Origin of the sequence: Candidatus Phycosocius bacilliformis, assembly GCF_003112735.1 — a bacterium.
Taxonomy (GTDB): Bacteria; Pseudomonadota; Alphaproteobacteria; order Caulobacterales; family Aquidulcibacteraceae; genus Aquidulcibacter; species Aquidulcibacter bacilliformis.
Window position 1 is genome coordinate 1 of record NZ_BFBR01000004.1, and the last position, 26,402, is coordinate 26,402.

29 protein-coding genes, 1 tRNA gene and 1 pseudogene are annotated in these 26,402 nt (G+C 56.8%); 18 read left to right on the forward strand and 13 right to left on the reverse strand.

Annotation, left to right across the window (positions count from 1 at the left end; genetic code table 11):
- Positions 1–208: 208 nt before the first annotated feature.
- Complete coding sequence (locus tag PbB2_RS07165; protein WP_305790453.1) at positions 209–712, forward strand: VOC family protein; 504 nt, start codon at positions 209–211, stop codon at positions 710–712.
- Between the two features lie 7 nt (positions 713–719).
- Here the strand turns inward: PbB2_RS07165 and PbB2_RS07170 are convergent, their stop codons facing one another.
- Positions 720–1,748, reverse strand: coding sequence for a zinc-dependent alcohol dehydrogenase (locus tag PbB2_RS07170; RefSeq protein ID WP_108984646.1), 1,029 nt, complete (start codon positions 1,746–1,748; stop codon positions 720–722).
- 75 nt (positions 1,749–1,823) lie between these two features.
- On the opposite strand from PbB2_RS07170, the gene PbB2_RS07175 reads away from it, so the two are divergent.
- The 4 genes from PbB2_RS07175 (at position 1,824) to PbB2_RS07190 (ending at position 3,863) form a co-directional block, all read left to right on the forward strand.
- A complete protein-coding gene (locus tag PbB2_RS07175) occupies positions 1,824–2,393 on the forward strand; it encodes a TetR/AcrR family transcriptional regulator (protein ID WP_108984647.1) in 570 nt (189 codons plus the stop codon).
- A gap of 144 nt (positions 2,394–2,537) precedes the next feature.
- Entirely contained in the window at positions 2,538–2,759 is a 222-nt protein-coding gene (locus tag PbB2_RS07180) for a tautomerase family protein (RefSeq protein ID WP_108984648.1), read from the forward strand.
- A gap of 11 nt (positions 2,760–2,770) precedes the next feature.
- On the forward strand, positions 2,771–3,073 hold the full coding sequence (locus PbB2_RS07185; protein WP_108984649.1) for a hypothetical protein: 303 nt from the start codon (positions 2,771–2,773) through the stop codon (positions 3,071–3,073).
- Positions 3,074–3,335: 262 nt separating this feature from the next.
- Positions 3,336–3,863 carry an MAPEG family protein gene (locus tag PbB2_RS07190; protein WP_108984650.1) on the forward strand — a complete coding sequence of 176 codons (528 nt, stop codon included), beginning with the start codon at positions 3,336–3,338 and terminating at the stop codon, positions 3,861–3,863.
- Positions 3,864–3,870: 7 nt separating this feature from the next.
- Here the strand turns inward: PbB2_RS07190 and PbB2_RS07195 are convergent, their stop codons facing one another.
- Together PbB2_RS07195 and PbB2_RS07200 are read right to left on the reverse strand one after the other, a co-directional pair.
- Positions 3,871–4,224: a hypothetical protein gene (locus PbB2_RS07195; RefSeq protein WP_108984651.1), complete on the reverse strand. Its 354-nt coding sequence runs from the start codon at positions 4,222–4,224 to the stop codon at positions 3,871–3,873.
- On the reverse strand, positions 4,221–5,456 hold the full coding sequence (locus tag PbB2_RS07200) for a class I SAM-dependent methyltransferase (RefSeq protein ID WP_108984652.1): 1,236 nt from the start codon (positions 5,454–5,456) through the stop codon (positions 4,221–4,223). Before PbB2_RS07200 ends, PbB2_RS07195 begins: the two co-directional genes overlap by 4 nt.
- 109 nt (positions 5,457–5,565) lie before the next feature.
- Between PbB2_RS07200 and PbB2_RS07205 the strand changes: the two genes are divergently transcribed.
- Both PbB2_RS07205 and PbB2_RS07210 read left to right on the forward strand, forming a co-directional pair.
- Positions 5,566–6,408: an SDR family NAD(P)-dependent oxidoreductase gene (locus PbB2_RS07205; protein ID WP_108984653.1), complete on the forward strand. Its 843-nt coding sequence runs from the start codon at positions 5,566–5,568 to the stop codon at positions 6,406–6,408.
- A gap of 35 nt (positions 6,409–6,443) precedes the next feature.
- Complete coding sequence (locus PbB2_RS07210; RefSeq protein WP_108984654.1) at positions 6,444–6,839, forward strand: VOC family protein; 396 nt, start codon at positions 6,444–6,446, stop codon at positions 6,837–6,839.
- Here PbB2_RS07210 and PbB2_RS07215 read toward each other — a convergent pair.
- A complete protein-coding gene (locus PbB2_RS07215; protein ID WP_192576220.1) occupies positions 6,836–7,918 on the reverse strand; it encodes an acyltransferase family protein in 1,083 nt (360 codons plus the stop codon). The two genes, PbB2_RS07210 and PbB2_RS07215, sit on opposite strands and share 4 nt — an antisense overlap.
- Positions 7,919–8,072: 154 nt before the next feature.
- On the opposite strand from PbB2_RS07215, the gene PbB2_RS07220 reads away from it, so the two are divergent.
- Both PbB2_RS07220 and PbB2_RS07225 read left to right on the forward strand, forming a co-directional pair.
- Positions 8,073–8,960 carry a polysaccharide deacetylase family protein gene (locus PbB2_RS07220; protein WP_108984656.1) on the forward strand — a complete coding sequence of 296 codons (888 nt, stop codon included), beginning with the start codon at positions 8,073–8,075 and terminating at the stop codon, positions 8,958–8,960.
- Positions 8,961–9,060: 100 nt separating this feature from the next.
- Positions 9,061–11,964, forward strand: a complete 2,904-nt coding sequence (locus PbB2_RS07225; protein ID WP_108984657.1) for a M16 family metallopeptidase — start codon at positions 9,061–9,063, stop codon at positions 11,962–11,964.
- Positions 11,965–11,974: 10 nt separating this feature from the next.
- Here the strand turns inward: PbB2_RS07225 and epmA are convergent, their stop codons facing one another.
- Positions 11,975–13,042 (reverse strand): EF-P lysine aminoacylase EpmA, encoded by a 1,068-nt coding sequence (gene epmA / locus PbB2_RS07230; RefSeq protein WP_108984658.1) that lies wholly within the window; start codon positions 13,040–13,042, stop codon positions 11,975–11,977.
- 111 nt (positions 13,043–13,153) lie between these two features.
- Here epmA and efp point away from each other — a divergent pair, with 111 nt between their 5' ends.
- The 3 genes from efp to PbB2_RS07245 are packed head-to-tail and all read left to right on the forward strand — an operon-like array spanning position 13,154 to position 16,334.
- Positions 13,154–13,726 (forward strand): elongation factor P, encoded by a 573-nt coding sequence (efp, locus tag PbB2_RS07235; RefSeq protein ID WP_108984659.1) that lies wholly within the window; start codon positions 13,154–13,156, stop codon positions 13,724–13,726.
- Between the two features lie 36 nt (positions 13,727–13,762).
- Complete coding sequence (ggt, locus tag PbB2_RS07240) at positions 13,763–15,523, forward strand: gamma-glutamyltransferase (RefSeq protein ID WP_108984660.1); 1,761 nt, start codon at positions 13,763–13,765, stop codon at positions 15,521–15,523.
- Between the two features lie 31 nt (positions 15,524–15,554).
- Positions 15,555–16,334 carry an SDR family NAD(P)-dependent oxidoreductase gene (locus PbB2_RS07245; protein ID WP_108984661.1) on the forward strand — a complete coding sequence of 260 codons (780 nt, stop codon included), beginning with the start codon at positions 15,555–15,557 and terminating at the stop codon, positions 16,332–16,334.
- 9 nt (positions 16,335–16,343) lie between these two features.
- On the opposite strand, the gene rlmN is transcribed toward PbB2_RS07245, so the two are convergent.
- Positions 16,344–17,543 (reverse strand): dual-specificity RNA methyltransferase RlmN, encoded by a 1,200-nt coding sequence (gene rlmN, locus PbB2_RS07250; protein WP_108984662.1) that lies wholly within the window; start codon positions 17,541–17,543, stop codon positions 16,344–16,346.
- A gap of 157 nt (positions 17,544–17,700) precedes the next feature.
- Between rlmN and phnC the strand changes: the two are divergent.
- From phnC to phnE, 3 genes and pseudogenes are all read left to right on the forward strand, one after another.
- Positions 17,701–18,489 (forward strand): annotated as a pseudogene (gene phnC / locus PbB2_RS07255) (phosphonate ABC transporter ATP-binding protein); the annotation flags it as partial.
- Between the two features lie 81 nt (positions 18,490–18,570).
- On the forward strand, positions 18,571–19,593 hold the full coding sequence (gene phnD / locus PbB2_RS07260; protein WP_108984883.1) for a phosphate/phosphite/phosphonate ABC transporter substrate-binding protein: 1,023 nt from the start codon (positions 18,571–18,573) through the stop codon (positions 19,591–19,593).
- Complete coding sequence (gene phnE, locus PbB2_RS07265; protein WP_238164906.1) at positions 19,590–20,420, forward strand: phosphonate ABC transporter, permease protein PhnE; 831 nt, start codon at positions 19,590–19,592, stop codon at positions 20,418–20,420. Before phnD ends, phnE begins: the two co-directional genes overlap by 4 nt.
- 76 nt (positions 20,421–20,496) lie before the next feature.
- Here the strand turns inward: phnE and PbB2_RS07270 are convergent, their stop codons facing one another.
- Positions 20,497–21,177: a protein phosphatase CheZ gene (locus PbB2_RS07270; protein WP_108984663.1), complete on the reverse strand. Its 681-nt coding sequence runs from the start codon at positions 21,175–21,177 to the stop codon at positions 20,497–20,499.
- 44 nt (positions 21,178–21,221) lie between these two features.
- Entirely contained in the window at positions 21,222–21,608 is a 387-nt protein-coding gene (locus PbB2_RS07275; protein WP_108984664.1) for a response regulator, read from the reverse strand.
- A 106-nt stretch (positions 21,609–21,714) separates the two neighbouring features.
- Between PbB2_RS07275 and PbB2_RS07280 the strand changes: the two genes are divergently transcribed.
- Together PbB2_RS07280 and ribF are read left to right on the forward strand one after the other, a co-directional pair.
- Positions 21,715–22,149 carry a MaoC family dehydratase gene (locus PbB2_RS07280; protein WP_108984665.1) on the forward strand — a complete coding sequence of 145 codons (435 nt, stop codon included), beginning with the start codon at positions 21,715–21,717 and terminating at the stop codon, positions 22,147–22,149.
- The gene (gene ribF / locus PbB2_RS07285) at positions 22,149–23,084 is read left to right on the forward strand and encodes a riboflavin biosynthesis protein RibF (RefSeq protein WP_108984666.1); all 936 of its coding nucleotides are present in this window, start codon (positions 22,149–22,151) and stop codon (positions 23,082–23,084) included. Before PbB2_RS07280 ends, ribF begins: the two co-directional genes overlap by 1 nt.
- Positions 23,085–23,090: 6 nt before the next feature.
- Here ribF and PbB2_RS07290 read toward each other — a convergent pair whose 3' ends face one another.
- The 5 genes from PbB2_RS07290 to PbB2_RS07310 all read right to left on the reverse strand — a co-directional run bounded on the left by PbB2_RS07290 (position 23,091) and on the right by PbB2_RS07310 (position 25,981).
- Positions 23,091–23,456, reverse strand: coding sequence for a gamma-butyrobetaine hydroxylase family protein (locus PbB2_RS07290; protein WP_108984667.1), 366 nt, complete (start codon positions 23,454–23,456; stop codon positions 23,091–23,093).
- The gene (locus PbB2_RS07295; RefSeq protein ID WP_305790456.1) at positions 23,449–23,634 is read right to left on the reverse strand and encodes a Trm112 family protein; all 186 of its coding nucleotides are present in this window, start codon (positions 23,632–23,634) and stop codon (positions 23,449–23,451) included. The genes PbB2_RS07290 and PbB2_RS07295 overlap by 8 nt, the downstream gene beginning before the upstream one ends.
- Before the next feature lie 23 nt (positions 23,635–23,657).
- On the reverse strand, positions 23,658–24,332 hold the full coding sequence (locus PbB2_RS07300; RefSeq protein ID WP_108984669.1) for an LON peptidase substrate-binding domain-containing protein: 675 nt from the start codon (positions 24,330–24,332) through the stop codon (positions 23,658–23,660).
- Positions 24,333–24,365: 33 nt separating this feature from the next.
- A complete protein-coding gene (gene trxA, locus PbB2_RS07305; RefSeq protein WP_108984885.1) occupies positions 24,366–25,289 on the reverse strand; it encodes a thioredoxin in 924 nt (307 codons plus the stop codon).
- Positions 25,290–25,399: 110 nt separating this feature from the next.
- The gene (locus PbB2_RS07310; protein ID WP_108984670.1) at positions 25,400–25,981 is read right to left on the reverse strand and encodes a prolyl-tRNA synthetase associated domain-containing protein; all 582 of its coding nucleotides are present in this window, start codon (positions 25,979–25,981) and stop codon (positions 25,400–25,402) included.
- Positions 25,982–26,105: 124 nt separating this feature from the next.
- Between PbB2_RS07310 and PbB2_RS07315 the strand changes: the two genes are divergently transcribed.
- A tRNA-Gly gene (locus PbB2_RS07315) sits at positions 26,106–26,180 on the forward strand.
- The last annotated feature ends 222 nt before the right edge of the window (positions 26,181–26,402 follow it).

The window sequence follows — 26,402 nt, forward strand, 5'->3', positions numbered from 1 at the left end:
ACGCTCCGATGCCACCGCCGCTGGGGCCGCACCCCGCGCCAATCCCAACGCTTGGTCCACAAACCAAGACCGCAACATCGCCTCCGCCCTGCGCGGAACACGTCAATAAACCTGTCGCGCTTCACGGCCTTGTGACGCCTCTGGCCACGATCCGGCAGAAAGTTTCCTTGCGGCAATCCTTACCGACGGTAAAAGCGGGGTCATGACGATGACCCCGCTTTTTCGCTTGCCGCCAGCCGTGCTGTGCTTGTTGGGCATGTGCATGGCTGCTTTGACGGCCTGTCAAAACGCCGAGACCAGCCGAGCGGGATCCCCTTCATTGCAGCAGGAAACCGCGACCATGGCCAATCCCGTCTATCATTTTGAAATACCCGTCACCAACATGGACAGGGCGATTACTTTTTATGAGGCTGTACTCGCCACAAAGTTAAGCCGAGAAACAATTGATGGCTATGAGATGGCCTTTTTCCCACGAGCCGATGGCAAGCCCGGTGCGAGTGGTGCCTTGGCCAAAGGCGATGTCTATGTGCCGTCCAAGACCGGGGCGATCATCTATTTTGACGTCGAAGATATCGATCCCGTTTTGGCGCGGGCCAAAGCCCTTGGGGCCAAAGTGCTTTACCCCAAAAAGCATATCGGACCCGCTGGCTATGTCGCAGAGATTGAAGATAGCGAGGGCAATCGCTTAGCCTTGAATGCACTGTCCGACTGAGGAGACCCTAACTGGGCTGAAAGATAGGTGGGCGCGCCAGAACGGGCTTCAGACTGGGCTCTGCCAATACATCAGGGGCGTCATCAAAAGCCGCGACTTGCGACGTCACCGCACTGGGATCAACGCGTCCGTCGGCTACCCATTGCAGGGTCTCGGCCACATTGGGCCCACCCCGACCACGCCCGGTATAGAAGCGAACACCAGTCCGGTACATGTCAAACAAGGGCATGGAAACCGGCAAGAAATGCCCGCCGACAGAGGACACAATGCCCTCGGGCTCAACCGAGCGTATCGCGCAAAGCAAGCTGTCAGCCTGTGCACTGGCATCAATGACAATAGGGAAACTACCCGCACGACGTGGGGTTGGCCCCTCGACCACCTCGGCACCATAATGGGTTGCAAGGTCAAGCCGTGCGGGGTCAGTGTCATAATAGACCACGCGGCTTGCACCCCCCGCACGCGCAAACATCACCGCATAAAGGGCAATCGAACCGCAACCACCCATCACCAAGACTTCTGCCCCCGGCACTGCGCGCAAATGGGGAATGGTGAACTCAAACGCGAAGGGCAAGTTGTCTGCGGCACTTGCGACGATTTCAGGGCGCACGCCTATGGGCACTTTGGTCAAAGCAAAGTCGGCTTCGATCACGCGGATTGAGTCTGAGAATGTCCCGCCCCAATCACCGAGCCCCGGCAGACCATACATCGCGCCGGTTTGATGGGTCCGGCAGCTATTGGGCCGCCCGGTCTGGCACCGATCGCAATGGGAACAGGAAATATGCCAATTGACAACGACAATATCGCCGCGACGAACCCTGCGCACCTCTTCTCCGACATCGACCACTTCAGCGACACACTCATGCCCAATGGCAAATGGGCCGGTAAACGGGGCTTCGCCCCGCAGGATGAGGCGGTCGAGATCGCATGTGGTTGAGGCAATCGGGCGAACAATCGCCTCGCGCGGGCCTTGGAGCTGCAAGTCCTTCTGTTCCTGCCAGATGAGATCACCGGGCTTGTTAAAGATGAGCGCGCGCATGCTTGACTCCTTTTATGTCAATCACCATATTTTAGCTACTGGCGAAGTCAAGCCGAATGTGCAAACGGGTCAGACATGGGAAATTCTGAAAAATCGCGTGCGCTTGCCCTGGCAACAGCCGAACGCCTGTTTCGCCTTCAGGGCTATTCGGCAACCGGTCTTGCCCAGATTATCGAGGAAAGCGGCTCGCCCAAAGGCTCGTTCTATTATTTGTTTCCCGACGGCAAGACCGAACTCGCCTTGCAGGTGCTTGAGCGTTATGTCGCCAGCGGTGTGGCCTTCTTAAGCCGGGCCGGCCAGGACAATCTGGTTGATCCAGATCATTATATTCATGCCATTTGTGATGGGCTGGCCGCTGAGATGGCCGCTAGTCAATTTCAACTGGGCTGCATCATCCAAAACATGACCATCGATAAAGTGTTCGAAGTACCCGCGGTTGCTGAAAAACTGCAATCTGGGGCTGCAGCCTGGGAAAGCTGCTTGAGCGATCAACTGGAAAAGCGTGGGATGGACCAGCCCAGCGCACAGTCCCGCGCCAAGGCGCTGCTGGCGGCACTTGAGGGTGCCCGGACCTTGGCACGCATCCAGAGTTCAACCGAACCCTTCAAGGCAGTGGCGCGAGCCTTTACGGCAACAGCCAAATAAAGCGCATTAAATCAAATTGATAATGGTCGCTTCTGGCATTTTCTGCCGGATCTGCACTTTAGGCTTGATTTTTATGTCGATCACCATAATATAGTGATTGCCATATAACGACATCATGGCGCTATCAACGAAAAGGACCACTCCATGCCCCTCATCCAAGTTTCTGTTCCTGCAGGCTCTCTTGACGCTGCCAAGAAGGCCAAAATGATTGAACTGATCACCGAAGCATCGGTTACCGCTGAAGGCATTCCTGCCGCACGCCAATTCACCTGGGTCCAAATCAATGAAGTACCTGACGGTGGCTGGGGCATGGGTGGCCAAGCGATCACGCTCGAGATGATGAAGGTTGCTTTGGGCCAGAAGTAGAGGCGGAATACATGATGTCTCTCTCCTCCCCATCGGAGATCAGCCGCCGCGGCCTGATTGGTCAGGCTTTGGTCGCAAGCTTTCTGGTCACTGTGCCAGGGGCTGCGACTGCGGCTGGCGGCAGCCCAATACCGCTGCCGGTCAATCTTCGCATCACTCTGGATCGTCCCTTTGAGACGACCGCCAGCCGCAAGCTGGTTGCCGGATTGACCGAAGCGGTGTCAAAAATCGGCGGTATCTTGCCAGTAAGTGCTGCTATATGGGTCCATGTATATGACTCTTCGGCCAAAGGCCGAGGCGGAAAACTGATCTAGAGCATCATGCCGACGTGTAACTAAGGATTTTCGGCAAGATGGATAGGACAACAGAGTGAATTAGGCGCGTCAGACAGCGATGAGGCAAAACGAGGCCCACACGTCCTGATCGCCCTGTAACATGTGACCCAATGCTCCTCCCCGTCTCAAGCGCGCCTGGTTCACAAACAGCCAGGCTGCGCAAGGGAAATTCTGATCAAGTTTTGAAGGCGGATCGGACCGTCGCCAGCATTGATAGGATCTGAATGAGGAGAAGACAGCCATGAACTTTAAAACACAGCAAACACTGGTCGGCTTGCAAATTGCGGTCTCTGTTCCATGCCAGATCGGCTACATCTATTTGGTCTTCCACAGTGGGATATTTACAGGCCCAGCAGCCGATGATTTGGCGAGCCGTATTGCCTTTGCCCTGCAGAACCAGCTTTTTGCTCTCTTGGTTTTATTGGCAATGATCGGCTTCATTGCCGGGGCCAGACCCTGGGCGAGCGATGTTATCGATGGCAATGATCAGGCCACACGACTGGCCATCCAAGTCCGCATTCAACGCAACACGCTTGAGCAATTCATTTTGTTGGCCGTAGCCCATCTGGCACTGGCGACCCTTCTGCCGGCCCATTTGCTGGCGATCCTGCCGGCTCTGGTTAGTTTGTTTATCGTGGCACGGATCCTTTATTGGATTGGCTATTCGATTGACCCAATCTATCGCAGTTTCGGATTTGTCGCGACTTTCTACCCCAATATTGCCGCTTTGATTTGGGCGACCATTTTGGTGCTTCAAGCCCGCATGTAATGCGCGTTTAGACCTTGGCCAATTCTTCAGCGACGTCCTCTGAAGAGGCCTCGTCACGTGTGAGCGCTTCTCGCTCCTGTTGCAAAATCCGGAAGACGCGGGCGAGATATTCTTGCGTCCACGCACCGCGTTCATCGGCTTGCTGCTTGGTTGGACTGAAAGTCTCAATCTCTTGTCGGGTCAGAACGCCGGACTGTTCCAGCAATCGTTCCAACGTATCTGTGCGCTCACGCAGCACGGCCAATTCCTGAGTCAGAACCAAAACCACATTGGTCAGCCGCTCGACATCGGCGTCGAGGAAATAGGGCCGTTTGCCTTTGGACTTGGCTCCTGCAAGGGCGAGTGGGTCAATCGTGCTCATTTTACAGCTCCCACGACATGCCAGGCGGCTTTGCGACCATAATCCTCTTGCTTGGTATCTTCAGCCGCTTGGGGGAAGACATCGGGATCAACCACCGCAGCCACCCCGCCATGTATCAGCTTATCGGCCGCAAAACCTGCTGCTACCATCGCCGTATCAAGATCAACCTCATGCATCTTGGTCCAGAACGGTTCATTATTATAGAACGCGTCCCAATCGCGCATGGCCTGTTCGAATAAGGGCATGTCTGGGGTGTATTGCGGCTGCTCGACATGGAACACGATACCGCCCTGCTTGAGGAGGCGGTGGGTCTCGGCAAAGATTTTCGGCATGGAGGCAAAAGATGTTTCATGCAGGAACATGCACGAATGGATCATGTCGAAGCTTTCGTCCGCCAGATCAGCCAGATTGCTGACATCGCCCTGCACGAAAGTCACATTGTCCACGCCCAATGTTTTGGCCCGCGCCAGGCCATAGCGCAACATGGGTGCACCGACATCAATGGCAACAACCTCCGCCTCAGGGAAGGCTTGGGCAATCGGCAGGACATTATGGCCAAGCCCCGCCCCAATATCGAGAATACGGCGTGGCTTCAGACCCGGCAGGGTTTTCTTGACCCAAGCCGCAATCGCCTGCCCCCCACCGTCATTATACCGGCCGAGCATGCCGCCCGTTGTGGCAAAAATTCCAATGTCATAATTGCACGGTCCCGTGACATCGCCTTCGCTGAGCTCGGTATAATAGCTGCCCGGCATGCAGTGATGGTCAATCGCTTCAACATAGCGGGGCAGCGGCAGGCTGGGATTGAGCTTAAGGCGGGCGTCATTGTTGGTTAAGGCCTTGGCGCGCGCATTAAGGGCATCAGCCTGGCGCAAAGTCACCCAGCGACCTGCCTGCTGGCGCGTTTCCATGGTCGCCCGGCGCAGCGCACTCCACCATTGAAACATCGTATCTTTCAACAAGGCCTTGCGGACCTCATGACGATCTTTGAACCCGCGCCCTTGCGTAGCCTTGAATTGCGGCTCGACCCGGGTGTCAAAGGCGGCCTTGACCCCTGGCATGATCTGGGTCGACAAATGGCGGTTCATATGGGCGAGGAAGTTGAACCTGGCAATTTCATCATGGCTCAATTCTGGAAACATGCCATGCTGGCCAACAACCCGATAATCGGGGGGGCCGTCATAGGCGCGCTCTGCTTCGGCCTTGGGCTTGTCACTGACGAGACTGGACATGCTCACATCTCCCTTGCCACTGCTGTGGTCATTTCTGATGTAAATGGTATACCTATTGCCGAATGAAAAGAGCGTGACAACCTGTCGCACACATTTTTCGGAGATCACTATGGCAGACAAGCGTTTCACTGGCAAAACCGCCGTCGTCACAGGCTCAGGGCGTCGCAAAGGACTGGGAGAAGCGATCGTGCGGCGGCTTGCTGCGGAGGGGGCCAATATTGTCTTGTCCGACATTGGTCGGGCGCGTGACGCCGCGACCGCTGCGGAGCACGTAGGCCAGGAAGACGAAATGGCTGCAATCGCTGCTGAAATCGCCGCCATGGGTGTGGGCGTGACGACCAAGGCTTGTGATGTGCGCGTGCCCGCTGAAGTTGAAGCCCTAGCCCAGCATGGCGTGGACACGTTTGGTCGCCTCGACATTTGGGTCAATAATGCCGGGATTGGCTATATTATGAAGCCTTTGCTGGATGTGACCGAAGCTGATTGGGATGCAGTGATCGACGTCAATCTGAAGGGCTGCTTCTTCGGGATCCAGGCCGCTGCACGCCACATGATTGCAGGTGGCAAAGGCGGGCGCATCATCAATATCGCAAGCCAGGCCGCCAAGTCAGGTTTTCCCCACGCCCAAGCCTATACATCCTCCAAACATGGCCTTGTTGGACTGGCGCGCTCTGCTGCGGTGGAGTTGGGAGCCCATCACATAACCGTCAATAATGTTTGCCCTAACCACGTTACCACCGGATTGGGCGCTTGGCAGAATGAGTATTTCTCCAAGGTGGTTGGTGCTGCTTCGGTTGAGGATTATCTGAAAGCCATGGCCGCCCGCATCCCGCTGGGCCGGCCAGGCTTGCCAGAGGATACCGCCGCTGCAGTGGCTTTCCTCTGCAGTGACGATGCAGTCTATATCACCGGGGAAAGTATGAATGTGTCGGGCGGGGAAGAACCCCATTAAACCTGCGGCACAGGCGACCATGAAGGGCACGGGCCATGGGTTTTCTCTCTGCTATCACCATTCTGGTGCGTGACTATGACGAGGCAATTACCTGGTACGTCGCCAAGTTGGGCTTTGTTTTGGTCGTGGATACGCCCATGGGAGCTGACAAGCGCTGGGTCGTTGTCGCCCCACAGGCTGATGCGCAAACCAGAATTGTGCTGGCCCGCGCAACAGGTCCCGAACAGACCAGTCTGATCGGCCGCCAGATGGGTGGTCGCGTCGGCTTCTTCCTGCAGACCGAAAATTTTGAGGCCAGCTATCAGCGCATGCTGGAAGCGGGCGTGCAGTTCCGCGAAGCCCCGCGCCAAGAGGCCTATGGACAGGTGGTGGTGTTTGAAGATTGCTATGGCAATGGCTGGGATTTAATCCAGCCCAAACAGCCTGATTAGACGCTGGCTGTTGGCCCGCGGAGCCATTTTCGCGCTGGCTCTTCCACCCAAATATGGGCGACAGCCGCCAAGCCAATCAAAACGCTTACCATAATCAAGACGGTTACCGGATTGATTGGCAAATTTGTGCCCAGAATTTTCGCGACATTCTCCATCGCCATGAAAATCGGCACATGCAGGATGAAAATGGCATAGGACCACCCACCAAGCTTGACCATGGCCGGATGGTCGAGACCGGTCGCATAAGCACTCGCTTGGCGGGTTATGTCGCGGGCAGCAAGACCAATCACCAACATTGCTCCACCCAGAGCAACGACAGCCGTCGGCAAGGCCATCATGGCCCCACCCAGCGCAATGGCAGCGCCGAACACAATCACAACCAGTGCCTGCAGCGAGGTTAGGTGCAGACGTTCAAACAACACACGCGCGGCCACACCAACCCACATGACACTGGCCCCGCGCAGAATGCCCAAATCAACGGTTGTACGGGTCAAAGTGCGGCCGAGGAATTGGCGAAACAAAAGGTCGATCGTCAGGACCACACCCAAGCTCAAACAGACAAAAACCCAAGGCCGGCTACGTAAACGCACGGCCGGGATCAACAAAAGTGGGAAAATCAGATATCCAAAGAATTCGGCACTGATCGTCCACGCTGGGAAGTTCCAGACATTGGCTCCCGGTATTGCCCACGCCTGCAACAAGGCCAAATTGGCGATGAGCCCAGTCAATGTGAAATGGCGTGTCTGCGCGCCCTGCCCGACCACGTGTGCAGCGACCACTAAACCGCATAACAAGCCGAGGGCCAGAAGATGGAGCGGATACAGCCGAGCAAATCGGGCGCGCAGAAAGTTTCGATATTGGAAACTGGCCTTGCTGCGGGCCCAGTAAATATGGGTCAATACAAAGCCGGACAGGACGAAGAACACATCCACCCGCGCCGCGCCAGCCCGCATGATCGCCCACGCCCCAAAGCCTTGAGGGTCATACATATCGCCAAGGTGGAAGACGGCGATCCAGATCGACAAGACAAAACGTAAGCCCGTCAGACTGTCATAGGTTTCAGGGCGCAAGGAATTCAAACAGCAATAACCTTTCAATACATTGAGTTCTATTGGCTCATCTGCGCTATGGCGACAGCTGCCCGAATAGACTGTGCGCTTACACCGCCGGGTTGACAAGGGGATGGGTGGCCGTCACCTCTGAGCGCCCGTCACGACCTATCGCGAGACTGCCATGACTGTGATCCCTTCTGACTTTGTATGGCCTAATGGTGCCAAGCTTGCCGTTTCGCTGGTGATAAATGTGGAGGAAGGTGCCGAGCAGAACATCCGCGATGGCGACAAAGGGCCCGAACCGGTGGACGAGCTTGGGGCTGTGCCGGCCCGCCCGATGCGTGTCTATGGCAATGAAAGCAATTACCTCTATGGCATAAAGGCCGGCTGGCCGCGCATTCGCGATTTGTTTGATCGCTATGAATTTGCCCCCACGATCACCGCTGCGGCACTGGCTCTTGAACGAGCGCCCGATATTGCCGCCGATATTGTCGCGCGCAATTGGGAAGTTGCTGCCCATGGCTATCGGTGGAGCCATCAATTCTGGATGGATGAAGACAAAGAGCGCGCCTTTATCACCAAGGCACGGGACTCGATTCAAGCCACCACCGGTCAGACTCCTAAGGGATGGCTGTCGCGCTATTTGCTGACTGACCGGACGAGGCGCATCCTGGCCGAAGAGGGCTTTACCTATCACATGGATGATTACTCTGGTGATATGCCATTCTGGGACGAGGTTGAGACTTCCCACGGCTCCAAACCCATGCTGATTACCCCCTATGCTATCGATACCAATGATATGAAGATGTGGGTCGCGCCAGCTATGCAGCCGTGGGACTGGGCGACCTATGCCATTGCCAGTTTCGATGCATTGCTTGATGAAGCAAGGCGTGGACAGGCGCGTGTTCTAAACATCGGCTTGCATTTGCGCATCGTGGGGCGACCTGGTCGGATCGGGGCGCTGGAAAGGATCATGGCGCACATCAAGGCCCATAGCGACGAGGTATATGTTGCCGGGCGCAACAGCCTGGTGGATGCCTTCGTTGCGCAGGTGCCGTTTCGGGCCTGACATGTGGCGAACTTACGGATTTGTCACTTGACTGGCTCGACGGCCTTGGCCTGTGTGCGGTCGGTGGTTTTGACGACAGATTTTACAATGGAGTAGCGGCATGAGACGGATTCCGCATATCGGCTTAGTTTCCCTGATCGCATTGGTGGCACCCGTCGCCATCGCACCATCGGTCTTGGCTAAGCCCGTTGCCGCTGCCCCAAACAATGCGGCGCCCGCCCCAGTCATTGCCCCGCTGCCGGGCTTCCCACAAGATCGCTACAAGGATTTCAAGGCTGATCCAGATGTCATTTATGGCATTCTGCCCAATGGCATGCGCTATGCCATTAAGAAATGGCCGACACCGAAAGGTGAAGCGGCTATTCGGCTGCGCATTGCAGCAGGTTCGCTCAACGAGCAAGACAATCAGTCAGGGCTTGCCCACTTCCTAGAGCATATGGCCTTTAATGGTTCGCAGAATGTGCCGGAAAGTGAATTCGACAAGATCGTTGCCCGTGAAGGTCTGGCCTTTGGCCCCGACAGCAATGCCTACACCAGCTTTGACGAGACGGTCTATATGCTCAACATGCCCAAGGCTGAGCGTCTCGAGGTAGGCCTTATGCTGATGCGCGAAACCGCAGGCCGACTGACGCTTGCTGCCGATGCGATTGACCGAGAGCGGGGTATCATTAAGTCTGAGGAGCGGGCTCGCAATTCGCCGGGCGAGCGGCAATTCCGCGCTTTTGCCGCCCAAGCGCTAGATGGCACCCCCATTCCCGCCCGCTTCCCGATCGGCGACATGAAAGTGGTTAGCGAGGCCCCGCGTGAGCGCTTTGTCGATCTTTACACCCGCTTTTACACCCCAGAGCGGGCTTTCCTTGCTGTGGTGGGTGACTTTGACCCTAAGGCCGTCGAGGCTCAGATACGCAACAAGTTCTCCGATTGGCAACAGCCTGCAAAAGCTGGAACTGATCCGGATATGGGCCAATTGAAGCGCGAGCCAGGCTCGGTACAAGTCTTCCTTGAACCCCAATTGCCGACCTCCGTCAGCCTATTCAATGTAAAGGCCTACACAGCAGAACCCGACAGCAGTAAGTTGCGTCGCGAAGGGTTGCTCTTGGGTCTTGCGGAAAGTGTGATCAATACACGGTTGGAGCGGATCGCGCGGAAGGCGGGTTCGTCGATCATCAATGCCAGCATCACGTCCCAGGATTTGTTCAAAGCCGCCGAGTTTGCCTCGATGGAGTTGACTGCAGCCAAACCGGAAAATTGGAGCCAAGCTCTCGAAATTGGCGATACAGAGTTACGACGCGCCTTGAGCTTTGGCTTCACAGCCGAAGAATTCAGCGTTGCCGTAGCTGAGATGCGCGAAGCATACGAGCGGGCTGCGACCCAGGCGGGAGCCGCTCGCTCGGCGGATGTTGTTGATGGCATTCTGGCCAGCTTTGCCGATGACGAAGTCAACACGACGCCAGCAGACGATCTGGCGTGGTTCAAGTCAGTTGAGGCGAGCTTGAACCCGCAAGAAGCTCTGGCTGAATTGAAGAAAGTCTGGGGCACCGACACACCCGAATTATTCTTGTCGACGGGTGAAGCCATTCGCGGGGGTGATCAGGCGGTGCGGGCGGCCTATGAAGCCCAGCGGGCCAAACCCGTTGCCGCACCCATTGCCGAAGCCAAAGTGGCTTGGGATTATGTGAATTTCGGTGCAGCCGGTCAGGTGGTGGAAACCACCCAAATCGCAGATCTTGGCCTGACGCAAATGCGGTTTGCCAATCAGGTGCGCCTGACAGTCAAGCCCAGCAAATTTGAAGAAGGCCGTGTTCGGGTTCAGATCGGCTTTGGCGAAGGCCAGCTGGCACTACCAGCAGATCAAACCGGGCTGAATTTCGCGATTTCGTCGAGCTTCATTGCTGGCGGCTTAGGACGTCTTGATGCGGATGGACTTCAGCGGGCCTTGGCGGGCCGCAGTGTTGGTCAGGGCTTTTATGTGGGTGAAGACGCTTTTGCCTTCACCAGTGCCACCACGCCGGCCGATCTGACCTTGCAGATGCAAGTGTTTGCCGCGTTTCTCACAGACCCGGCTTGGCGGCCTGACGGCATGGCCCGCCTGAAGGCATCCAAGGACGCCATCTACCGGCAACTTGACACCACGCCGGGGTCGGTCTGGGGGGTTCAGGGCGAGTATGTTTTGCTCAATAATGATCGCCGCTTTGCCTTCCCAACCCCGCAAGAGTTTGACCAACTGACCTTGGAAAAGGCCCGTGCTGCCCTCGACGCGGCGCGCCAAAACTCGGCCATCGAGATCTTGGTAGTGGGTGATACTACTGTTGAAGCCGCACGTGAGGCGGTGGCAGCAACCTTTGGAGCCTTGCCCCCACGCGCGGCTGCACCTGCGGCGCGCACCGAAGCCCGCAAGGCTTCCTTCCCGCCCGGTCGCGGCACCACCGTGTTGACCCATAAGGGTCGTGCCGACCAGTCACTGGCCATGATCTTCTGGCCTCTGCGCGATTATGGCGATGGCCGTGAGGTGCGCGCGGCGCGAATCCTGACCGCTGTTCTGGAAAACAAGCTCAATGAAGTGGTGCGCGAGAAATTGGGTGACACCTACTCGCCGGGCGTGGACTGGGCACCTTCGCGTGTCTTCCCTGGCTATGGTCGGATTGGGGCCATTGCCGAAGTAAAGCCCGAAGACAGTGAACGTGTCTTGGCGGTCATGGAACAGATCGCAGCAGATCTTGCCGCGGGCAAAATTGATGATGACATGTTCCAGCGTGCCCGTCGCCCACTGATTGCGGACATGGAGGAAACCGTCGCCAATAATCCCTGGTGGGTGGGAGCCCTCAATCGATCAAGCTTTGAACCCGTGCGCTTGGTTCGGATCCGCGAGGGTAAAGCCCAATATGAAGAAGCAACTTTGGACGACATCAAGGCACTGGCCAAACGTTATCTCGATCCATCCAAGGCGCGTCTGGTCAAAGTGATACCAGCTGGCGAGGTCGGCAAAAGCCCGACCAAACCCTAAGCAAAAAACGTCAGACAGCGCCCGTCCACATCACATCATCGATGCGGCGGGCGCCACTGGCTAGCATCACCAAGCGATCAAAACCCAAAGCAACGCCACTGGCCGGTGGCATATGGTCCAGCGCACTCAGAAAATCCTCATCCAGAGGATAGCGTTGCCCATAAAGGCGTTCCTTCAAATCCATATCCGCTTCGAATCGCGCGCGCTGTTCCGCACTGTCGGTTAATTCACCAAAACCATTGGCCAGTTCCACCCCGCAGACATAAAGCTCAAACCGTTCAGCCAGGCGGGGATCCTTCGGGCTGCGTCGGGCCAGAGCCGCCTCACATGCGGGGTAGCTATGCAGGATGGTCGGGGCATCAAATCCCAGCTTGGGCTCAATCAGACTGACCAAGACTTTGGAGAACAAATCCGACCAGCTGTCATCAGGGTCAGTTGAGACACCCGCTGCACGGGCAGCCGCCGCCAGCATGGCGCAATCACCGTTGCCCGCATGATCAAGCGTCGCCATCAAATCAATCCCGGCGAACTGGTCGAAGGCTTCTGCCAAACTGAGATAGCGGGGCTCTGCCGAGGCAGACACCTGATGGCCTCGCCACGTCAGGACGTCGGTAGGGATTGAAGCTGCTGCACGTCGAACCAAGCTCAAGCAATCCCCGATCACGACCTGCCAATCCGCCCCGGCACGATACCATTCCAGCATGGTGAACTCGGTCGCATGCAAGGGGCCAGCCTCGCGATTGCGAAACACGCGCGCAAAGTCAAAAATACGCGTCTCGCCCGCCGCCAGTAGTTTCTTGCAGGCAAATTCGGGACTGGTATGCAGATAAAGTGGCGTGGCACTGGCCCCATCCGGGGTCAGACGAGCTGTGGCCAGACCATGAAGATGGGTCTCATTTCCGGGCGAGACCTGCAATTGGCCGGCCTCAACCTCACAAAAATCCTGCGCCTCAAACCAAGCGCGCAAAGACTTCTTGATGCGATTGCGCGCCATCAGAAATGGTTTGCGGTCCTGATGGCGATCAGGATGCCACCAAGGTCTGGCTTCATTGCCTGTGAGGGGCAGGTTTTGACTCATGCGTCACCCAATTGGCGGATTGCGTGAGAACGGCTAGAAGGCGCGCACATTCAGATAACATCCCTGCTTTGAAGCTGGATTGGCTCAAAGCGCAGCAGTGAAAGACAGATCATGGTCAAAGTCATCGCGTCGAGCCTCCGCAAAGGCAATGTGGTCGAGCATACCGACGGCAAACTCTATGTCATTCTGACGACCCAAAACATCCATCCCGGCAAAGGCACCCCTGTGACACAGGTTGAAATGCGCCGCATCACCGATGGGATCAAGGCAACAGAGCGCTTCAAGACCACCGATTCGGTCGAAAAGGCCTTCGTTGAGGAAATGAAGTTCAATTACCTCTATGATGATGGCACGTCTTATGTGTTCATGAACCCCGACAATTTCGAACAGGTGCTGGTGCCTCACGCCGTGCTGGGCGATGATGCGGCCTATCTGCAGGAAAACATGGAAGTCTATTTGACCATATTCAACGAAACCCCACTGGCCGCGGTACTGCCAACGCGGGTGACCTTGGAAATTGTCGATACAGAGCCGACTGTGAAAGGGCAAACCGCCTCGTCGTCCTACAAGCCTGCGATGTTATCGAACGGCGTGCGCACCATGGTGCCGCCCTATATTTCGACCGGTACACGGATCGTTGTGCTGACTGAAGATGGCTCTTACGTCGAGCGCGCAAAGGACTAAGCTGATCGGTAGAAACTGAGTGGGGAGCGTTGGACGATGCGCCAGATTTTGATTTCGGGTTTGGCGTTGGTGCTGGCGGCCTGCGCATCCGCGCCCGCGGGTCTGCAAGGTCCCACTCAAAACAAAGCCAATCAAGCAGCACACACGCCTGAGGCCAAGCCTGCCGGGGTCTGGCAGCATGGCGGCATGATTGCCGCGGCCAATCCGCTGGCCGTTGAAGCGGGGCTGGAAGTCCTCCGCGCAGGCGGCTCCGCCGTTGATGCGGCCATTGCGGTCCAAACGGCGCTGGGTCTTGTCGAACCCCAATCAAGCGGGATCGGCGGGGGTGCCTTCATGCTGCATTACGACGCCCAGACCGGCGACGTCACCGCTTATGATGGGCGCGAAGTAGCGCCAGCCGGGGCAACTGACCGCCTGTTTCTGGATGAAGCGGGTGCTCCTCTGCCGTTTTGGACGGCTGTGAAGTCCGGGCGTTCACAGGGCGTCCCCGGTGCCATCGCCATGCTGCATCTGGCTTGGCAGGAACATGGCAAGTTGCCATGGGGCCGCAGCTTCCAGCCCGCCATCAAGCTGGCCAGTGACGGGTTTAAGATTTCCCCTCGCCTCAATACCGTTGCCACACAGCTCAAGCGCTTTACCGAGCCCAGTCCTGATGTGGTCGCCTATTTGATGGATGCTTCGGGCAACCCACTGCCGGCAGGGACTTTGCTGAAAAATCAGCCCTATGCTGACACCTTAAACGCCATTGCAACCCAAGGCCCCAAAGCCTTTTATGAAGGCCCGATTGCGCGCGATATCGTCGCCCGCTCGGGACAGGCCCCGATGCCGGGTACCTTATCGCTGGCCGATCTTAAAGCCTATAAGCCTGCCAAGCTTGAACCCATCTGCCGATCCTACCGCGAGCGCAAAGTCTGCGGCATGGGCCCGCCCTCCTCCGGCGGGATTGGTGTCATGGCGACATTGGGCATTCTTGAGAATTTCGACATGGCCGCAACTGGCCCTCAAAGCGCACTGGGCTGGCATCGTTTCATCGAAGCACAGCGCCTGGCCTATGTCGACCGCGACACCTATGTCGCCGATGATCGCTATGTGGCCGTGCCGATCGCGGGCCTGCTGGATGCGACTTACCTCAAGAGCCGCGCCGCCCTGATCTCAGACACCAGCACCATGGCAAAAGTTGAGCCGGGTGAACCACCGGGCGCAGTCAAGCGGGGTCGCGACGCAACCGGCAATGTGTTTGGCACCAGTCATTTTGTGATTGTGGATAATCGCGGCAATGTGGTTTCCATGACCACCACAGTGGAAAGCCTGTTTGGATCCCAACGCATGGTCCGCGGCTTCTTCCTCAATAATCAGCTGACCGATTTCTCCTTCGCCAATGTCGACGCCAAGGGTGAGCCGATTGCCAATGCCCCGGCTGCGGGCAAAAAGCCGCGTTCCAGCATGGCACCGACCATTGTGTTCGATAAGGATGGACATTTTGAACTCGCTGTCGGGTCTCCAGGCGGAAATGCCATCATTGCCTATGTCACCAAGGCGATGATTGGGATGCTGGATTGGAATCTGTCACCGCAGGAAGCTGTGGCCCTACCCAATATCATCGCCCGTACAAGTCCTGTGGCGCTCGACCGGTCCCGTGCTAGCCCGGAATTGATCCAGGGCCTTGAAGCGCTGGGCCAGAAGTTTCGCGATGGTGGGGGGGCAGAGGGTTCAGGCCTGCATGTTATCCGCCTGACCCCGCAAGGCCTTGTCGGCGGTGCCGATCCGCGCCGTGAAGGCGTTGCCCGCCAACCCTAAACAGCGGACGTCCGCGTCTGGAGACTGCATCATGTTGGAAAATCTGTTCTCATTGAAGGGCCGTGTGGCTCTGGTCACGGGCGGCTCCAAAGGTATTGGCCGCATGATTGCCGAAGGCTTTCTGGCTCAAGGCGCCAAAGTCTATATCACCGCCCGCAAAGCAGATCAGTGCGAGGCGGCAGCCGCCGAATTGTCGAAGGGCGGGGGCCAATGCATCGCCTTGCCCGGCGACATTTCGACACTCGATGGGGTCAAGGCCCTCGCGGAAACCATCATGGCGCGCGAGGCTAAGCTCGATATTCTGGTCAATAATGCCGGAACCTTGTGGATGGCCCCGCTGGATGTCTACCCTGAAAAGGGATGGGACAAAGTGATGGACCTCAATGTCAAAAGCCCATTCTTCTTGATCCAGGCTTTATTGGAACCGCTGAAGGCCGCAGCGCGACCTGACCAGCCGGCCAAGATCATCAATATCACCTCGATTGATGGCATCACCGTCAATAAAGTCGATACCTTCGCTTATCAGGCCAGCAAGGCAGCCTTTGCCCATCTTACCAAGCGGCTGGCCGCCGATCTGATCGGCCATAATGTCGTGGTCTCCGCGCTGGCACCGGGCGCATTTGCTTCTGACCTTAATGTCTATGCCCGAGATCACGCGGAGATGGTTGCCGCCGCGATCCCAGCCAAACGGATTGGCACGCTGGAAGACATGGCCGGCACCGCGATTTATCTGGCGTCACGCGCGGGCGATTATATGGTGGGTGAAGCCGTGGTGATCGATGGCGGCTTGACGGCCATCGGGCGGGGTTAGGTCAAGGCCTCAGGTCGGGGTATCCGCGGCAGCCAGTCGCTCCTTCAAGGCGACACTGGCCCGTGTCTTGACGCTTTCACTGCGCAACTGGCCACACGCAGCCAGAATATCGCGTCCGCGTGGCGTGCGGATAGGGGCTGAATAACCTGCCCGGTTAACAATATCGGCAAAGGCATGGATTGTTTTCCAGTCCGAGCACTCATACGCCGTTCCGGGCCAGGGATTAAACGGGATCAGATTGACCTTGGCCGGGACCCCCGCCAACAGCTTAACCAGCGCACGCGCCTCTGACGGGCTGTCATTGACGCCTTTCAACATGACATATTCGAACGTCACACGCTTGGCATTATTGAGCCCGGGATAGGCCTTAATGGCCGCCATCAGTTCGGCCAATGGATATTTCTTATTGAGCGGGACCAGAACATCGCGCAAGGCGTCATTGGTCGCATGCAGACTAATCGCCAGCATGGCCCCCGTCCGATTGCCCAATTCCTCAATCTTCGGCACCACGCCTGATGTCGACACCGTGATCCGCCGCCGCCCGATGGAGATACCCTCCCCGTCGCTGATCAGATCAATCGCCTTGGCGACTTCATCGAGATTATAGAGCGGCTCACCCATGCCCATAAACACGATGTTGGTCAGAGCCCTTCCATCGGTGGTCGAGGGCCATTCATCCAAATCATCGCGGGCAATCATGACTTGGGCGACAATTTCCGCAGCCGTCAGATTACGGACCAGTTTCTGCGTACCTGTGTGGCAAAAGGTGCAGGTCAAGGTACAACCCACTTGACTTGACACACAAAGAGCCCCTGAGCGGGCGACGTCTGGGATGAAAACCGTCTCAAACTCCACACCCGGTGCTGAGCGTATCAACCATTTGCGGGTGCCGTCGGCAGACACCAAGCGTTCAATGACTTCGGGTCGGTCAAGTGTGTGATGGACCTCCAACAGGGCGCGCAAATCCTTGCCAATATCGGTCATCACCCCAAAATCACGCGCACCGAAGAAATAAACCCAGCGCCAAATCTGTTGCGCGCGCATTTTGGCCTTTTTGGGTTCCACGCCCAAAGCCAGAACAGCCTCCCGCATCTCATCCAGCGTTAGGCCAACCAGCGAGGTACGCGCAGGCGCTGTCTCTGGCGCAACAGTCGCAGGAGAGTCAGCGGCAGCAGCGCGCCGATGGGAAAGATCAAGGGTGACGGTCATGGCGGCCCCATAGCATGTAAATTCGCTCCCGTCAGCGCCCCAATCCGCCGGGTACCAACGGCTGCACGTCCACTGTCACAGAACAGTCATACAGTGGCCGCGTGACTCTGGCGTCAAACACGCTAAACAGGCGGCTCAAGATCGTTTGTGGGGAAAAATGACGATTCCTGTTCTTGAGGCCAAAGGGCTGTTTCGAACCTATGGTGCCCGCAAGGCACTCAATGACGTATCTATAACAGTCCAGCCCGGCGAAATGGTGGCCCTGATTGGGCCGTCTGGCTCGGGCAAGTCGACCCTGTTACGCAATGCAACCGGCCTCATCACCACCGATGAAGGGACTGGTAGTGTCAAGCTTCTGGGCATTGATGTGCAGAAAGACGGCAAGCTGGCCGACTCGGTGCGTCAGGCCCGTGCCCGCGTCGGTTTCGTGTTCCAACAATTCAATCTTGTCGGCCGATTAAGCCTCTTCCAAAATGTGATGCTGGGCGCTTTGGGCCGCCTACCCTTCCTTCAAGGCTTCTTGGGCCAATGGCCTGAAGCGGATCAGAACCGCGCGATGCAAGCCCTCGCCCGGGTTGGAGTTGCAGATTATGCCGCCCAACGCGCCAATACGCTGTCAGGTGGCCAGCAGCAGCGCGGTGCCATTGCCCGCGCGCTGGTGCAAGGAGCTGAGGCGATCTTCTTGGATGAGCCAGTAGCCTCGCTTGACCCGGTCTCGGCGCGCAAAGTGATGGAATTGCTGCGCGACCTCAATCAGCGCGACAATGTTACCGTTATCGTCACGCTTCACCAGATCGACTATGCGACCAAATTCTGCGACCGCATTGTCGCGCTCAAAGCGGGGCAAATTGTCTATGATGGCCCAAAGGATGGATTGACGCGCGATCGGTTGATCGAAATCTATGGCGCGGAATTCGATGAAGAAACCGGCGATGCTGCTCCCAAGGAGGAGCCTGTCCCTGAAGCCGCAGGCCGCTCTGGCCAGACAATCTGGGAGAAGGCACTCCAATGGGCCTTGGTTCTTGCCATGGTCGTGGGCGGGGGATTTGCCTTGTGGCAACAGGCCAAGCCCCGCGAGACTGCCGATGTGATCTTCTCGATTCTCGCCACCGAAAACAGCCAGAATTTGGGTGAACGCTGGAAGCCCTTATTGGCCGATATGGAAAAGCAGACCGGGCTCAAGATCAAACCCTATTTCCAAACAGGCTATGCGCCTTTGGTCACCGCCATGCAGTTCGGCCAGACCCAAGTGGGGTGGTTCTCAAACAAGCCTGGTTGGGAAGTGGTGAGTACGGGTAAGGCAGAAGTCTTCCTGCGCTCATCAGATCCGTCAGGCATTGATGGGTATAATTCGGTCGTGATCGTCAATAAGAACTCGCCTTTGACCATCGAGGACCTGTTGACATGTGATCGCAGCCGCGACTTCGGCATGGGGGATGCTAGCTCAACCTCGGGCACATTGGCACCGATGACCTATCTGTTCGCCCCACGCAACATTAACCCGTCCAATTGTTTCAAGACTGTGCGCTCGGCCAATCATGAGGCCAATGTACGTTCAGTTGCGGCAGGTCTTTTGGAGGCGGCAACCAATAATTCCACCTCGCTGCAGGTTTTGGGGGCCCAAGACCCTGAGCTGATCAAGAAAGTGAAAGTGATCTGGACGTCACCAACCTTGCCCGAAGACCCAATCATCTGGCGCAAGGACCTCGACCCGGTGAAGAAACAGAAGATCCGCGCCTTCTTCCTTAATTACGGTCGCCAGGGCGATAAAGCCCAACAGGATCGTGAGCGCGCCATTCTGGCCTCGTTGAGCTTCGGGCTGTTCCAGCCTGCCAACAATGATCATTTGCTGCCGGTCCGGCAAATGCAAGCGACCGAAGACCTGATGAAAGCCCAGCAAACTGGCGATGTAGGTAAGATTGATGCGGCCAAAAAGGCCTTTGATGCCATCCAACTAGAAGCCGAGCAGGCCAAAGCGCGCGCTGTGCCGCCTCTGCCCAGCACGCCGACCGAAGGCTATGCGATTGAAGGAAAGGCGGTCAAAAAATGAGTGCGACCCCGATGAAAGCCACCGGCAATCTCAATCTGGGTGCGGTGCCCGCCCCTCCAACCCGCTCAGCCGCCGACCGCTTGTATGACCTCCTCGTCTGGGGCGGGATCATCTTATTGCTCGTGATCAGCTTCGGACCGGCCGAGATTTCCAAAGTCACGCTGTTGTTCACCAATTCGGAGAATATGCAGACCTTTACCACGCGCCTGATCAATCCTGACTTTTCCGAATGGCGGGTCTATGCGCGCGAAATGTGGTTGACTGTGCAGGTCGCCATCTGGGGGACCTGCCTCGCGGTTGTGATGGCGATCCCGTTTGGTTTCATGTGCGCATCCAACGTCGCGCCATCTTGGCTTGTTTGGCCGATGCGGCGGCTGATGGACTTCCTGCGGTCGGTCAATGAATTGGTGCTGGGGCTGATCTTCATTGTGGCTGTGGGCTTGGGCCCGCTTGCAGGGGTGCTCGCCATCGCGCTGCATACCGCCGGGGTCTTGGCCAAACTGTTCTCAGAAGCCGTTGAATCGATCGACAGCCGCCCGGTCGAAGGCGTTCGCGCCACGGGGGCCACCAAATTGCACGAGATCATGTGGGGTGTCTTGCCCCAAGTCGCACCTTTGTGGACCTCTTATGCGCTCTATCGATTTGAGTCCAACTCCCGCTCGGCGACCGTGTTGGGCCTGATTGGGGCTGGCGGCATTGGCATGAAGCTGATGGAAAGCATGAATAGCTTCCAATATGAAAAGACAGCCGCCATCGGCATCATCATCGTGATTGCCGTGACCTTGATCGACATGTTGAGCCAGGCGATGCGGTCACGCCTGCTGTAGTTTGCAGCCTGTGCAGGAAAACGACAAAGGCCTGGCGTGATCGCCAGGCCTTTTTTCTTTTCAGACGCTGTTTGGTTTAGCCGAACAGTTTATCAAGATCGGCTTGATCCATCGATTCACCGCCTTCAGAGCCGAACAAGGCGTCAATCTCGTCTTGGGCGACTTCAGGGCCGTTGAGCGCGGGACCGTTCAAGAGATTTTCCTTGCGGCGACGATCTTCCAACGTCTCTTCTAGTTCGGCATCTTCCACACCCATGACATTGGCAAAGCGCTCGAGGCGTTGCTCAATATGGGTCAATGTATCAACCACTTTCTTGATGCGCTGACCGGTGATGTCTTGGAAGGTGCAGGCCTCGAAAATCTCCATCATCTTCTCATTGACCAACGCCTGATAGGCGTCTGGATCGCTGGTATCTGCAGCCATGACCTCTTCGGCCACCGCCATGATGGTGTTGGTGGCTTCGGCGGTATGTTGTACGACGGCGTGGAGTTCTGCACCGGCTCCGGGGATGCGATCTTCGCTCAGGTCATTGGGGCGCAGATTGGAAATCTCAAGCCGTGTCCGCTGAATGTAGGAGGAGATGTAGCGCATCTCGTCAAACAGGCTTCGGTCGAGCGAACTGAAAAACATTTGCATGGCTTCGCTCATTTGCGAAGCCAAGTTCAAGACCTCACCAAGACGGGGATCTTTAAGGTCAGCCCCTTTCAGCGCCGTGATGGCATCGCGAACTTTGTTAGCTACTTCTGGTGACGGCATCGTCACACCCCCCTCTTGAAAAACACAAACAGCGATCGGCAGGATCAGAAGTCGCCCAGCACCGAGGCGATCTTGGCCTTCAACGTCTGGGCGTTGAATGGCTTTACGATATAGTTGTTCACGCCTGCTTTTTTGGCAGCGATGACGTTTTCAGTTTTTGATTCCGCCGTCACCATGATGAATGGTGTTGGCTTCAGGATTTCATCTGCGCGCACCTCGCGCAGCAGCTCATAACCTGTCATGGGTTCCATGTTCCAATCGGAAATGACCAGACCATATTTGGTTTTTTTCATCTTCTCGAGGGCCTCACGGCCGTCGGCCGCTTCATCAACATTCTCAAAACCAAGCTGTTTCAAGAGGTTGCGAATGATGCGCACCATCGTTTGATAATCATCGACGACTAACACTGGCGCGTTCAGATCCACTGCCATACAACTTCTCCTTCGGTGGCTTCGGCCACTCTCACCCCACGGTTAAAAGCCCTATATCAGTTGAGGGCTAAAGAAGCGTGAATCACGACCTAGACGAGGACATGCCATGCCCAATGCCGCATCCGGCTTTTATTTCGAAGAACTCAGTATTGGTCAGGTTGCTGAATCAGCCCGGACTGTCACAGAAGCTGACATCCTCATGTTTGGGGCAGCTTCAGGCGACATGAACCCAGTTCATTTCGATGCAGCATTTGCCGCTACCACACGGTTTGAGGAGCGCATTGCCCATGGGATGCTGACCGCAAGCCATGTCTCTGCGCTCATTGGCATGCGTCTACCGGGGCCAGGATCGGTTTATGTCAGCCAGAGCTTGCAATTCAAGCGACCAGTCAAAATTGGCGCGACAGTCACCACGCGCGTCGAAGTTACAGCGCTCGATCCTGCCAAAGGCTTTGTCACCCTGTCGACAACCTGCCTCATCGCTGGCAAAGCGGTGTTGTCGGGTGAAGCAGTTGTCATGGTGGCCAAACGCGAGGGCTAATGCAGAGTTTCAGTGCCAGGACAGAGGTGCCAGAACAGGCCCAAGGTGCCACCATGGCCTTGGGTGCTTTTGACGGCTTGCATCTCGGCCATGTGGCGGTCTTGCGTGCCGCCCAGGAAGCAAGGCCTGACCGGCTGCTTGCGGTTGCGGCCTTCGAGCCTCCGCCCAAATGCTATTTTGCGGCACCAGAATCGCCCTCGTTTCGTCTGAACACACCCCGTCTCCGAGCTGAGCGGGCAGCCGATGTCGGCGCAGAATTCATGTTCGAAATCCCATTTGATGCTGCCATGGCCGGCATGGCGGCTGCCGATTTCATCCGTGACATTTTGGTTGGCCATCTTAAGCCCTGCCATGTCACCGTTGGTCACGATTTCCGCTTTGGCTGCGACCGACGCGGCGATGGGGCAATGCTTCGTGCGATGGGGGAAGACCTTGGTTTCGGTGTCACCATCGTTGAGCCGGTTCTCGATCATTCGGGTATACGTTATTCCTCGACCCGGGTGCGTGAGGCCCTTAAGGCCGGGCATCTTGCCATGGTCACCACCTTATTGGGTCGACCATGGCGGGTTGAAGGCATGGTGATCCATGGCGAAAAGCGCGGCCGAACCATCGGCTTTCCCACTGCCAATTTTCATCTTGAAGACCAACTTGCGCCACGCTTTGGCGTTTATGCGGTCCGGGTCAATGTGCTGGGAGACCCCAAATGGTATAGTGGGGTAGCCAATTTCGGGCGCACCCCCACGACAGGACTGCGACAGCCCTTGTTTGAGGTCAATTTGTTCGATTTTGAGGGCGATCTATACGGCAAGCGGCTGGAAGTTGGCCTGCATGCATTCCTGCGTCCTGAAATGAAATTCCCCAGCCTTGACGATTTAGTCTCCCAAATTGGCCGTGATGCCGACGAGGCCGCCCAGATTCTTTCTGTGGTGGCCTAGACCGCCTCAGGTTTCGCCCACAGCACGGCGATAATCCGCCAAGAGACGATCCTGATCTCGACCCAGACGATAGAGCCAATCCCACGTAAAAATTCCGCTGTCGTGACCATCATCAAAGATGAGCCGAACCGCATAACGACCGACTGGTTCTGCCCGCAAAACGCCAACATCGCCTTTGCCGGCGACCCACTTCTTGCCAGCCGCAGAATGGCCTTGGACTTCTGCGGAGGGGCTTTCAACACGTAAAAGCTCATAGGGGATCTCGAACGTCATCCCATCGTCGAACCGGGCGCGCAAGGATTTGGCGCTGGCCTGAAACACCAGCTCAACCGGCCACGGGCGCGCGACAGTCTCAGCGTCCGTGTTAGGCATCGGAAATCTCTCGCGCTTCGCCCGCCAGCATAATCGGCACACCATCACGGATCGGGTAGGCAAGACCGGCCGCTTTAGAGACCAATTCACCACGCGAACGGTCATAGGTCAAAGGGGTTCGCGAGACCGGACAAACGAGGATTTCCAGAAGACGCGGGTCAATCTCGCGGCCCTCCATTGCTGCAGTCTTGGGTGTTTCAGTCATTGCAGGGGTCTCTCCTCATCGTCGGCTTCTTCACCGCCGCGGCCTTGGTCCATGTTCAAGAGCGCGATCAACACGTCACGCCGGTCTTCGATTGTCGCGGCTTCCAGAAGAGCCTGCTTCTCAATGGGTGCGAATGGGCACAAGGCCGAGAGGGCATTGACCAATGGCTCAGCCTGAGCCTGATCGATCGAGCCCCAGTCCGCATTCAGATTGTTGCGATCAAGATAGGCGCGTAACGCCTCAAGAAGGTTGGTTCGGTCAAAGCCGGCAAACGACCCTACAGGTTTAAGATCGTCGGCAAAGCTTTGCCAATCGGCCGTCACCTGGCGATAGGGTGTTGGAGCCCGATATTCGCGCGCCACCACAAAGCGGCATATGCCCGTCAAAGTGATCAGATAGCGCCCATCTTCGGTCTCCGTGAAAGAGGTCAGTTTACCCACACAGCCGACCCGAGACAGGCCTGGTCGTTCGGGGTCGCCGGTACCATCTGGCTGGATCATGCCAATCAACCGATTTCCGGTCAGGGCATCATCAATCATATTGAGATATCGTGGCTCGAAAATGTTGAGGGGCAATTGCCCACGCGGAAACAAGAGCGCGCCCGTCAAGGGAAACACCGGAATGGTGGCGGGCAGATCGCCAGGCTTACGATAGACATAACCTGCTACCATGACTTCATCTGCCTCGCTGCTTTTGGTCAGGCCTTAAGAAAACAGAATGGCCGACAATTTGCGCCGCCCTTGACGGGTAACCTCCGCGGTCGGGCCTGCAGCATCAAACAGCTTCAACAATTGCTTACGCGCCGCATCGTCCTGCCATGACCGGTCGGTTTTGATAATGAACAACAAATGTTCAGCAGCGGTCTCGAAATCACCATTGGCGATTTCAGCTTTGGCAAGCTCAAACCGGGCCTCAAGATCATCGGGTGCTTCCGCTAAAGTGGCGTTCAAGACGGCGGCATCGCCAGCATGGGCAACATCATGGATCAAGTCGATTTGGGCCTGTACGCTGATCACATCAGGATCTTTCTGCTTGGCCTTGGGAATGCTGGCCAAAATCTCCTGTGCGCGATCAAGCTCGCCTCCCAACACATAAACGCGGGCAAGACCCGCCAAGGCCTTAGGGTTTTCAGGATCAAGGCCTGCCGCTTGGGCGAAGGATTGAGCCGCACCGCCCAAATCGCCCAGCTCGAGGCTTTCCTTGCCCGCCGCGACCAGCTCTTCCAACCCGGCCGGCTGTGCTCCGGCCAAGCGGTCCACTAAAGCTTTGATCTGGCTTTCAGGTTGTGCACCCATGAAACCGTCAACCGGGCGCCCCTTGTCAAAGGCAAATACGGCAGGGATGGATTGCACACGCAATTGCCCGGCGATGGCGGGATGCTCATCAATATTGATCTTGACCAGCTTTACCCTGCCATTGGCGGCTTTCACCACTTTTTCCAGCGTCGGCGTCAAAGTGCGGCAAGGCCCACACCAAGGGGCCCAGAAATCGACCAAGACCGGGGTCTCCATCGAGACATCGATGACGTCGGCCTTAAAGCTCTGGTCGCTGCCATCTTTGATCAAGCCAGTAGGGTCTGCGGTCGCACCGGTCTTAGGTTTTGACGCGCCTAAACCAATCAATGCCATGGCTGTGTTCGTGCCGGTGGCACGCTCCTCTTGATCGCGGTCTTTCAAAGACCAGTTTATGGGCTAGACATGGGCGCGCGCGGGTCTGGTTGCAAGGCAAAACATGCGTTTCACGCAGGGCTTGACCAAGGCTTGGCCTGTGGCGTCTCGCCTGAAAAATCGCAGCAATATACTGCCCCTCCCCAATGGCGGATAAAGACCGCCAAATCAGCTTGTGACACCGCCGTGGTGGCATCGTTTTTCAAGGGGTGGAAATTGATCGGCTCTGCGGCCAACAATGCCTCGTCCAACACCAAGGTGACGCGGCCCTGTGGATCATTGATCAGGGCAAACAATGTGACCGAGCCTGGCGTCACGCCCAAAAGCTCATGAAGATGGGTCTCAGAACCAAAACTCAGGCGTGCACAACCTAATGTCTTGTGCAATTGGTTGAGACGGACCTGAGTCTGTCCCAAAGCACATACCAGAAAAAAAGACCCATCCTTATCTTTCAAGAATAAGTTCTTGGTATGCCCGCCGGGCATTGCGGCTTTGATGTCGGCACCTTCTTCGACTGTGAACACGGGACGATGGTCCATCGTGTGGTGGGTGATGCCCAGTCGATCGAATAACGCAAACAAATCTGCCCGTGTGGCAGGACTACTCAGACCATTCTGGTCGGACGTTTGTGGCGGGGAAGCAGCTTGGGTCATCGGGTTGCTGTATCCCAAGGTCCCTAGCTGCATCAAGCACGCCTGCCCCCCCTTGCACTTCTCCCGGCTCTGAGGCATATGCCCGCTCCTCACGAAGGCCTTTGTGCTTTCGGTACCCAAGGATGCGGGCGTAGCTCAGGGGTAGAGCGCCACCTTGCCAAGGTGGATGTCGTGAGTTCGAATCTCATCGCCCGCTCCAATTCAGTCTTCGGCTGTCACTCAACACCACAAGAAGCAGTGAAACCCCGTTGGCGCGTGATCGCATCACGTCTCATGCTATTCTGTCTATTCTATGCGACCTTGCTCCTGCCTTCACGCCATCACAACGACACCATACAAGAAATGGCACACACATTGTCATATTTTTTGGTAACCTGACATGTGGGTGACACGTATTGATATCAGGCGGAGCTAAAGCCCG

Coding starts and splice junctions, on each gene's coding strand:
- trxA (WP_108984885.1), bottom strand. CDS start 25,289: ATGGCATTGATTGGTTTAGGCGCGTCAAAACCTAAGACCGGTGCGACC.
- phnE (WP_238164906.1), top strand. CDS start 19,590: ATGAGTGCGACCCCGATGAAAGCCACCGGCAATCTCAATCTGGGTGCG.
- PbB2_RS07185 (WP_108984649.1), top strand. CDS start 2,771: ATGATGTCTCTCTCCTCCCCATCGGAGATCAGCCGCCGCGGCCTGATT.
- ribF (WP_108984666.1), top strand. CDS start 22,149: ATGCAGAGTTTCAGTGCCAGGACAGAGGTGCCAGAACAGGCCCAAGGT.
- PbB2_RS07280 (WP_108984665.1), top strand. CDS start 21,715: ATGCCCAATGCCGCATCCGGCTTTTATTTCGAAGAACTCAGTATTGGT.
- PbB2_RS07195 (WP_108984651.1), bottom strand. CDS start 4,224: ATGAGCACGATTGACCCACTCGCCCTTGCAGGAGCCAAGTCCAAAGGC.
- PbB2_RS07175 (WP_108984647.1), top strand. CDS start 1,824: ATGGGAAATTCTGAAAAATCGCGTGCGCTTGCCCTGGCAACAGCCGAA.
- PbB2_RS07270 (WP_108984663.1), bottom strand. CDS start 21,177: ATGCCGTCACCAGAAGTAGCTAACAAAGTTCGCGATGCCATCACGGCG.
- PbB2_RS07180 (WP_108984648.1), top strand. CDS start 2,538: ATGCCCCTCATCCAAGTTTCTGTTCCTGCAGGCTCTCTTGACGCTGCC.
- PbB2_RS07225 (WP_108984657.1), top strand. CDS start 9,061: ATGAGACGGATTCCGCATATCGGCTTAGTTTCCCTGATCGCATTGGTG.
- PbB2_RS07245 (WP_108984661.1), top strand. CDS start 15,555: ATGTTGGAAAATCTGTTCTCATTGAAGGGCCGTGTGGCTCTGGTCACG.
- PbB2_RS07200 (WP_108984652.1), bottom strand. CDS start 5,456: ATGTCCAGTCTCGTCAGTGACAAGCCCAAGGCCGAAGCAGAGCGCGCC.
- efp (WP_108984659.1), top strand. CDS start 13,154: ATGGTCAAAGTCATCGCGTCGAGCCTCCGCAAAGGCAATGTGGTCGAG.
- PbB2_RS07205 (WP_108984653.1), top strand. CDS start 5,566: ATGGCAGACAAGCGTTTCACTGGCAAAACCGCCGTCGTCACAGGCTCA.
- PbB2_RS07220 (WP_108984656.1), top strand. CDS start 8,073: ATGACTGTGATCCCTTCTGACTTTGTATGGCCTAATGGTGCCAAGCTT.
- PbB2_RS07210 (WP_108984654.1), top strand. CDS start 6,444: ATGGGTTTTCTCTCTGCTATCACCATTCTGGTGCGTGACTATGACGAG.
- PbB2_RS07295 (WP_305790456.1), bottom strand. CDS start 23,634: ATGGAGGGCCGCGAGATTGACCCGCGTCTTCTGGAAATCCTCGTTTGT.
- PbB2_RS07310 (WP_108984670.1), bottom strand. CDS start 25,981: ATGACCCAAGCTGCTTCCCCGCCACAAACGTCCGACCAGAATGGTCTG.
- PbB2_RS07300 (WP_108984669.1), bottom strand. CDS start 24,332: ATGGTAGCAGGTTATGTCTATCGTAAGCCTGGCGATCTGCCCGCCACC.
- PbB2_RS07170 (WP_108984646.1), bottom strand. CDS start 1,748: ATGCGCGCGCTCATCTTTAACAAGCCCGGTGATCTCATCTGGCAGGAA.
- PbB2_RS07190 (WP_108984650.1), top strand. CDS start 3,336: ATGAACTTTAAAACACAGCAAACACTGGTCGGCTTGCAAATTGCGGTC.
- epmA (WP_108984658.1), bottom strand. CDS start 13,042: ATGAGTCAAAACCTGCCCCTCACAGGCAATGAAGCCAGACCTTGGTGG.
- PbB2_RS07290 (WP_108984667.1), bottom strand. CDS start 23,456: ATGCCTAACACGGACGCTGAGACTGTCGCGCGCCCGTGGCCGGTTGAG.
- ggt (WP_108984660.1), top strand. CDS start 13,763: ATGCGCCAGATTTTGATTTCGGGTTTGGCGTTGGTGCTGGCGGCCTGC.
- phnD (WP_108984883.1), top strand. CDS start 18,571: ATGGTCGTGGGCGGGGGATTTGCCTTGTGGCAACAGGCCAAGCCCCGC.
- PbB2_RS07165 (WP_305790453.1), top strand. CDS start 209: ATGACCCCGCTTTTTCGCTTGCCGCCAGCCGTGCTGTGCTTGTTGGGC.
- rlmN (WP_108984662.1), bottom strand. CDS start 17,543: ATGACCGTCACCCTTGATCTTTCCCATCGGCGCGCTGCTGCCGCTGAC.
- PbB2_RS07275 (WP_108984664.1), bottom strand. CDS start 21,608: ATGGCAGTGGATCTGAACGCGCCAGTGTTAGTCGTCGATGATTATCAA.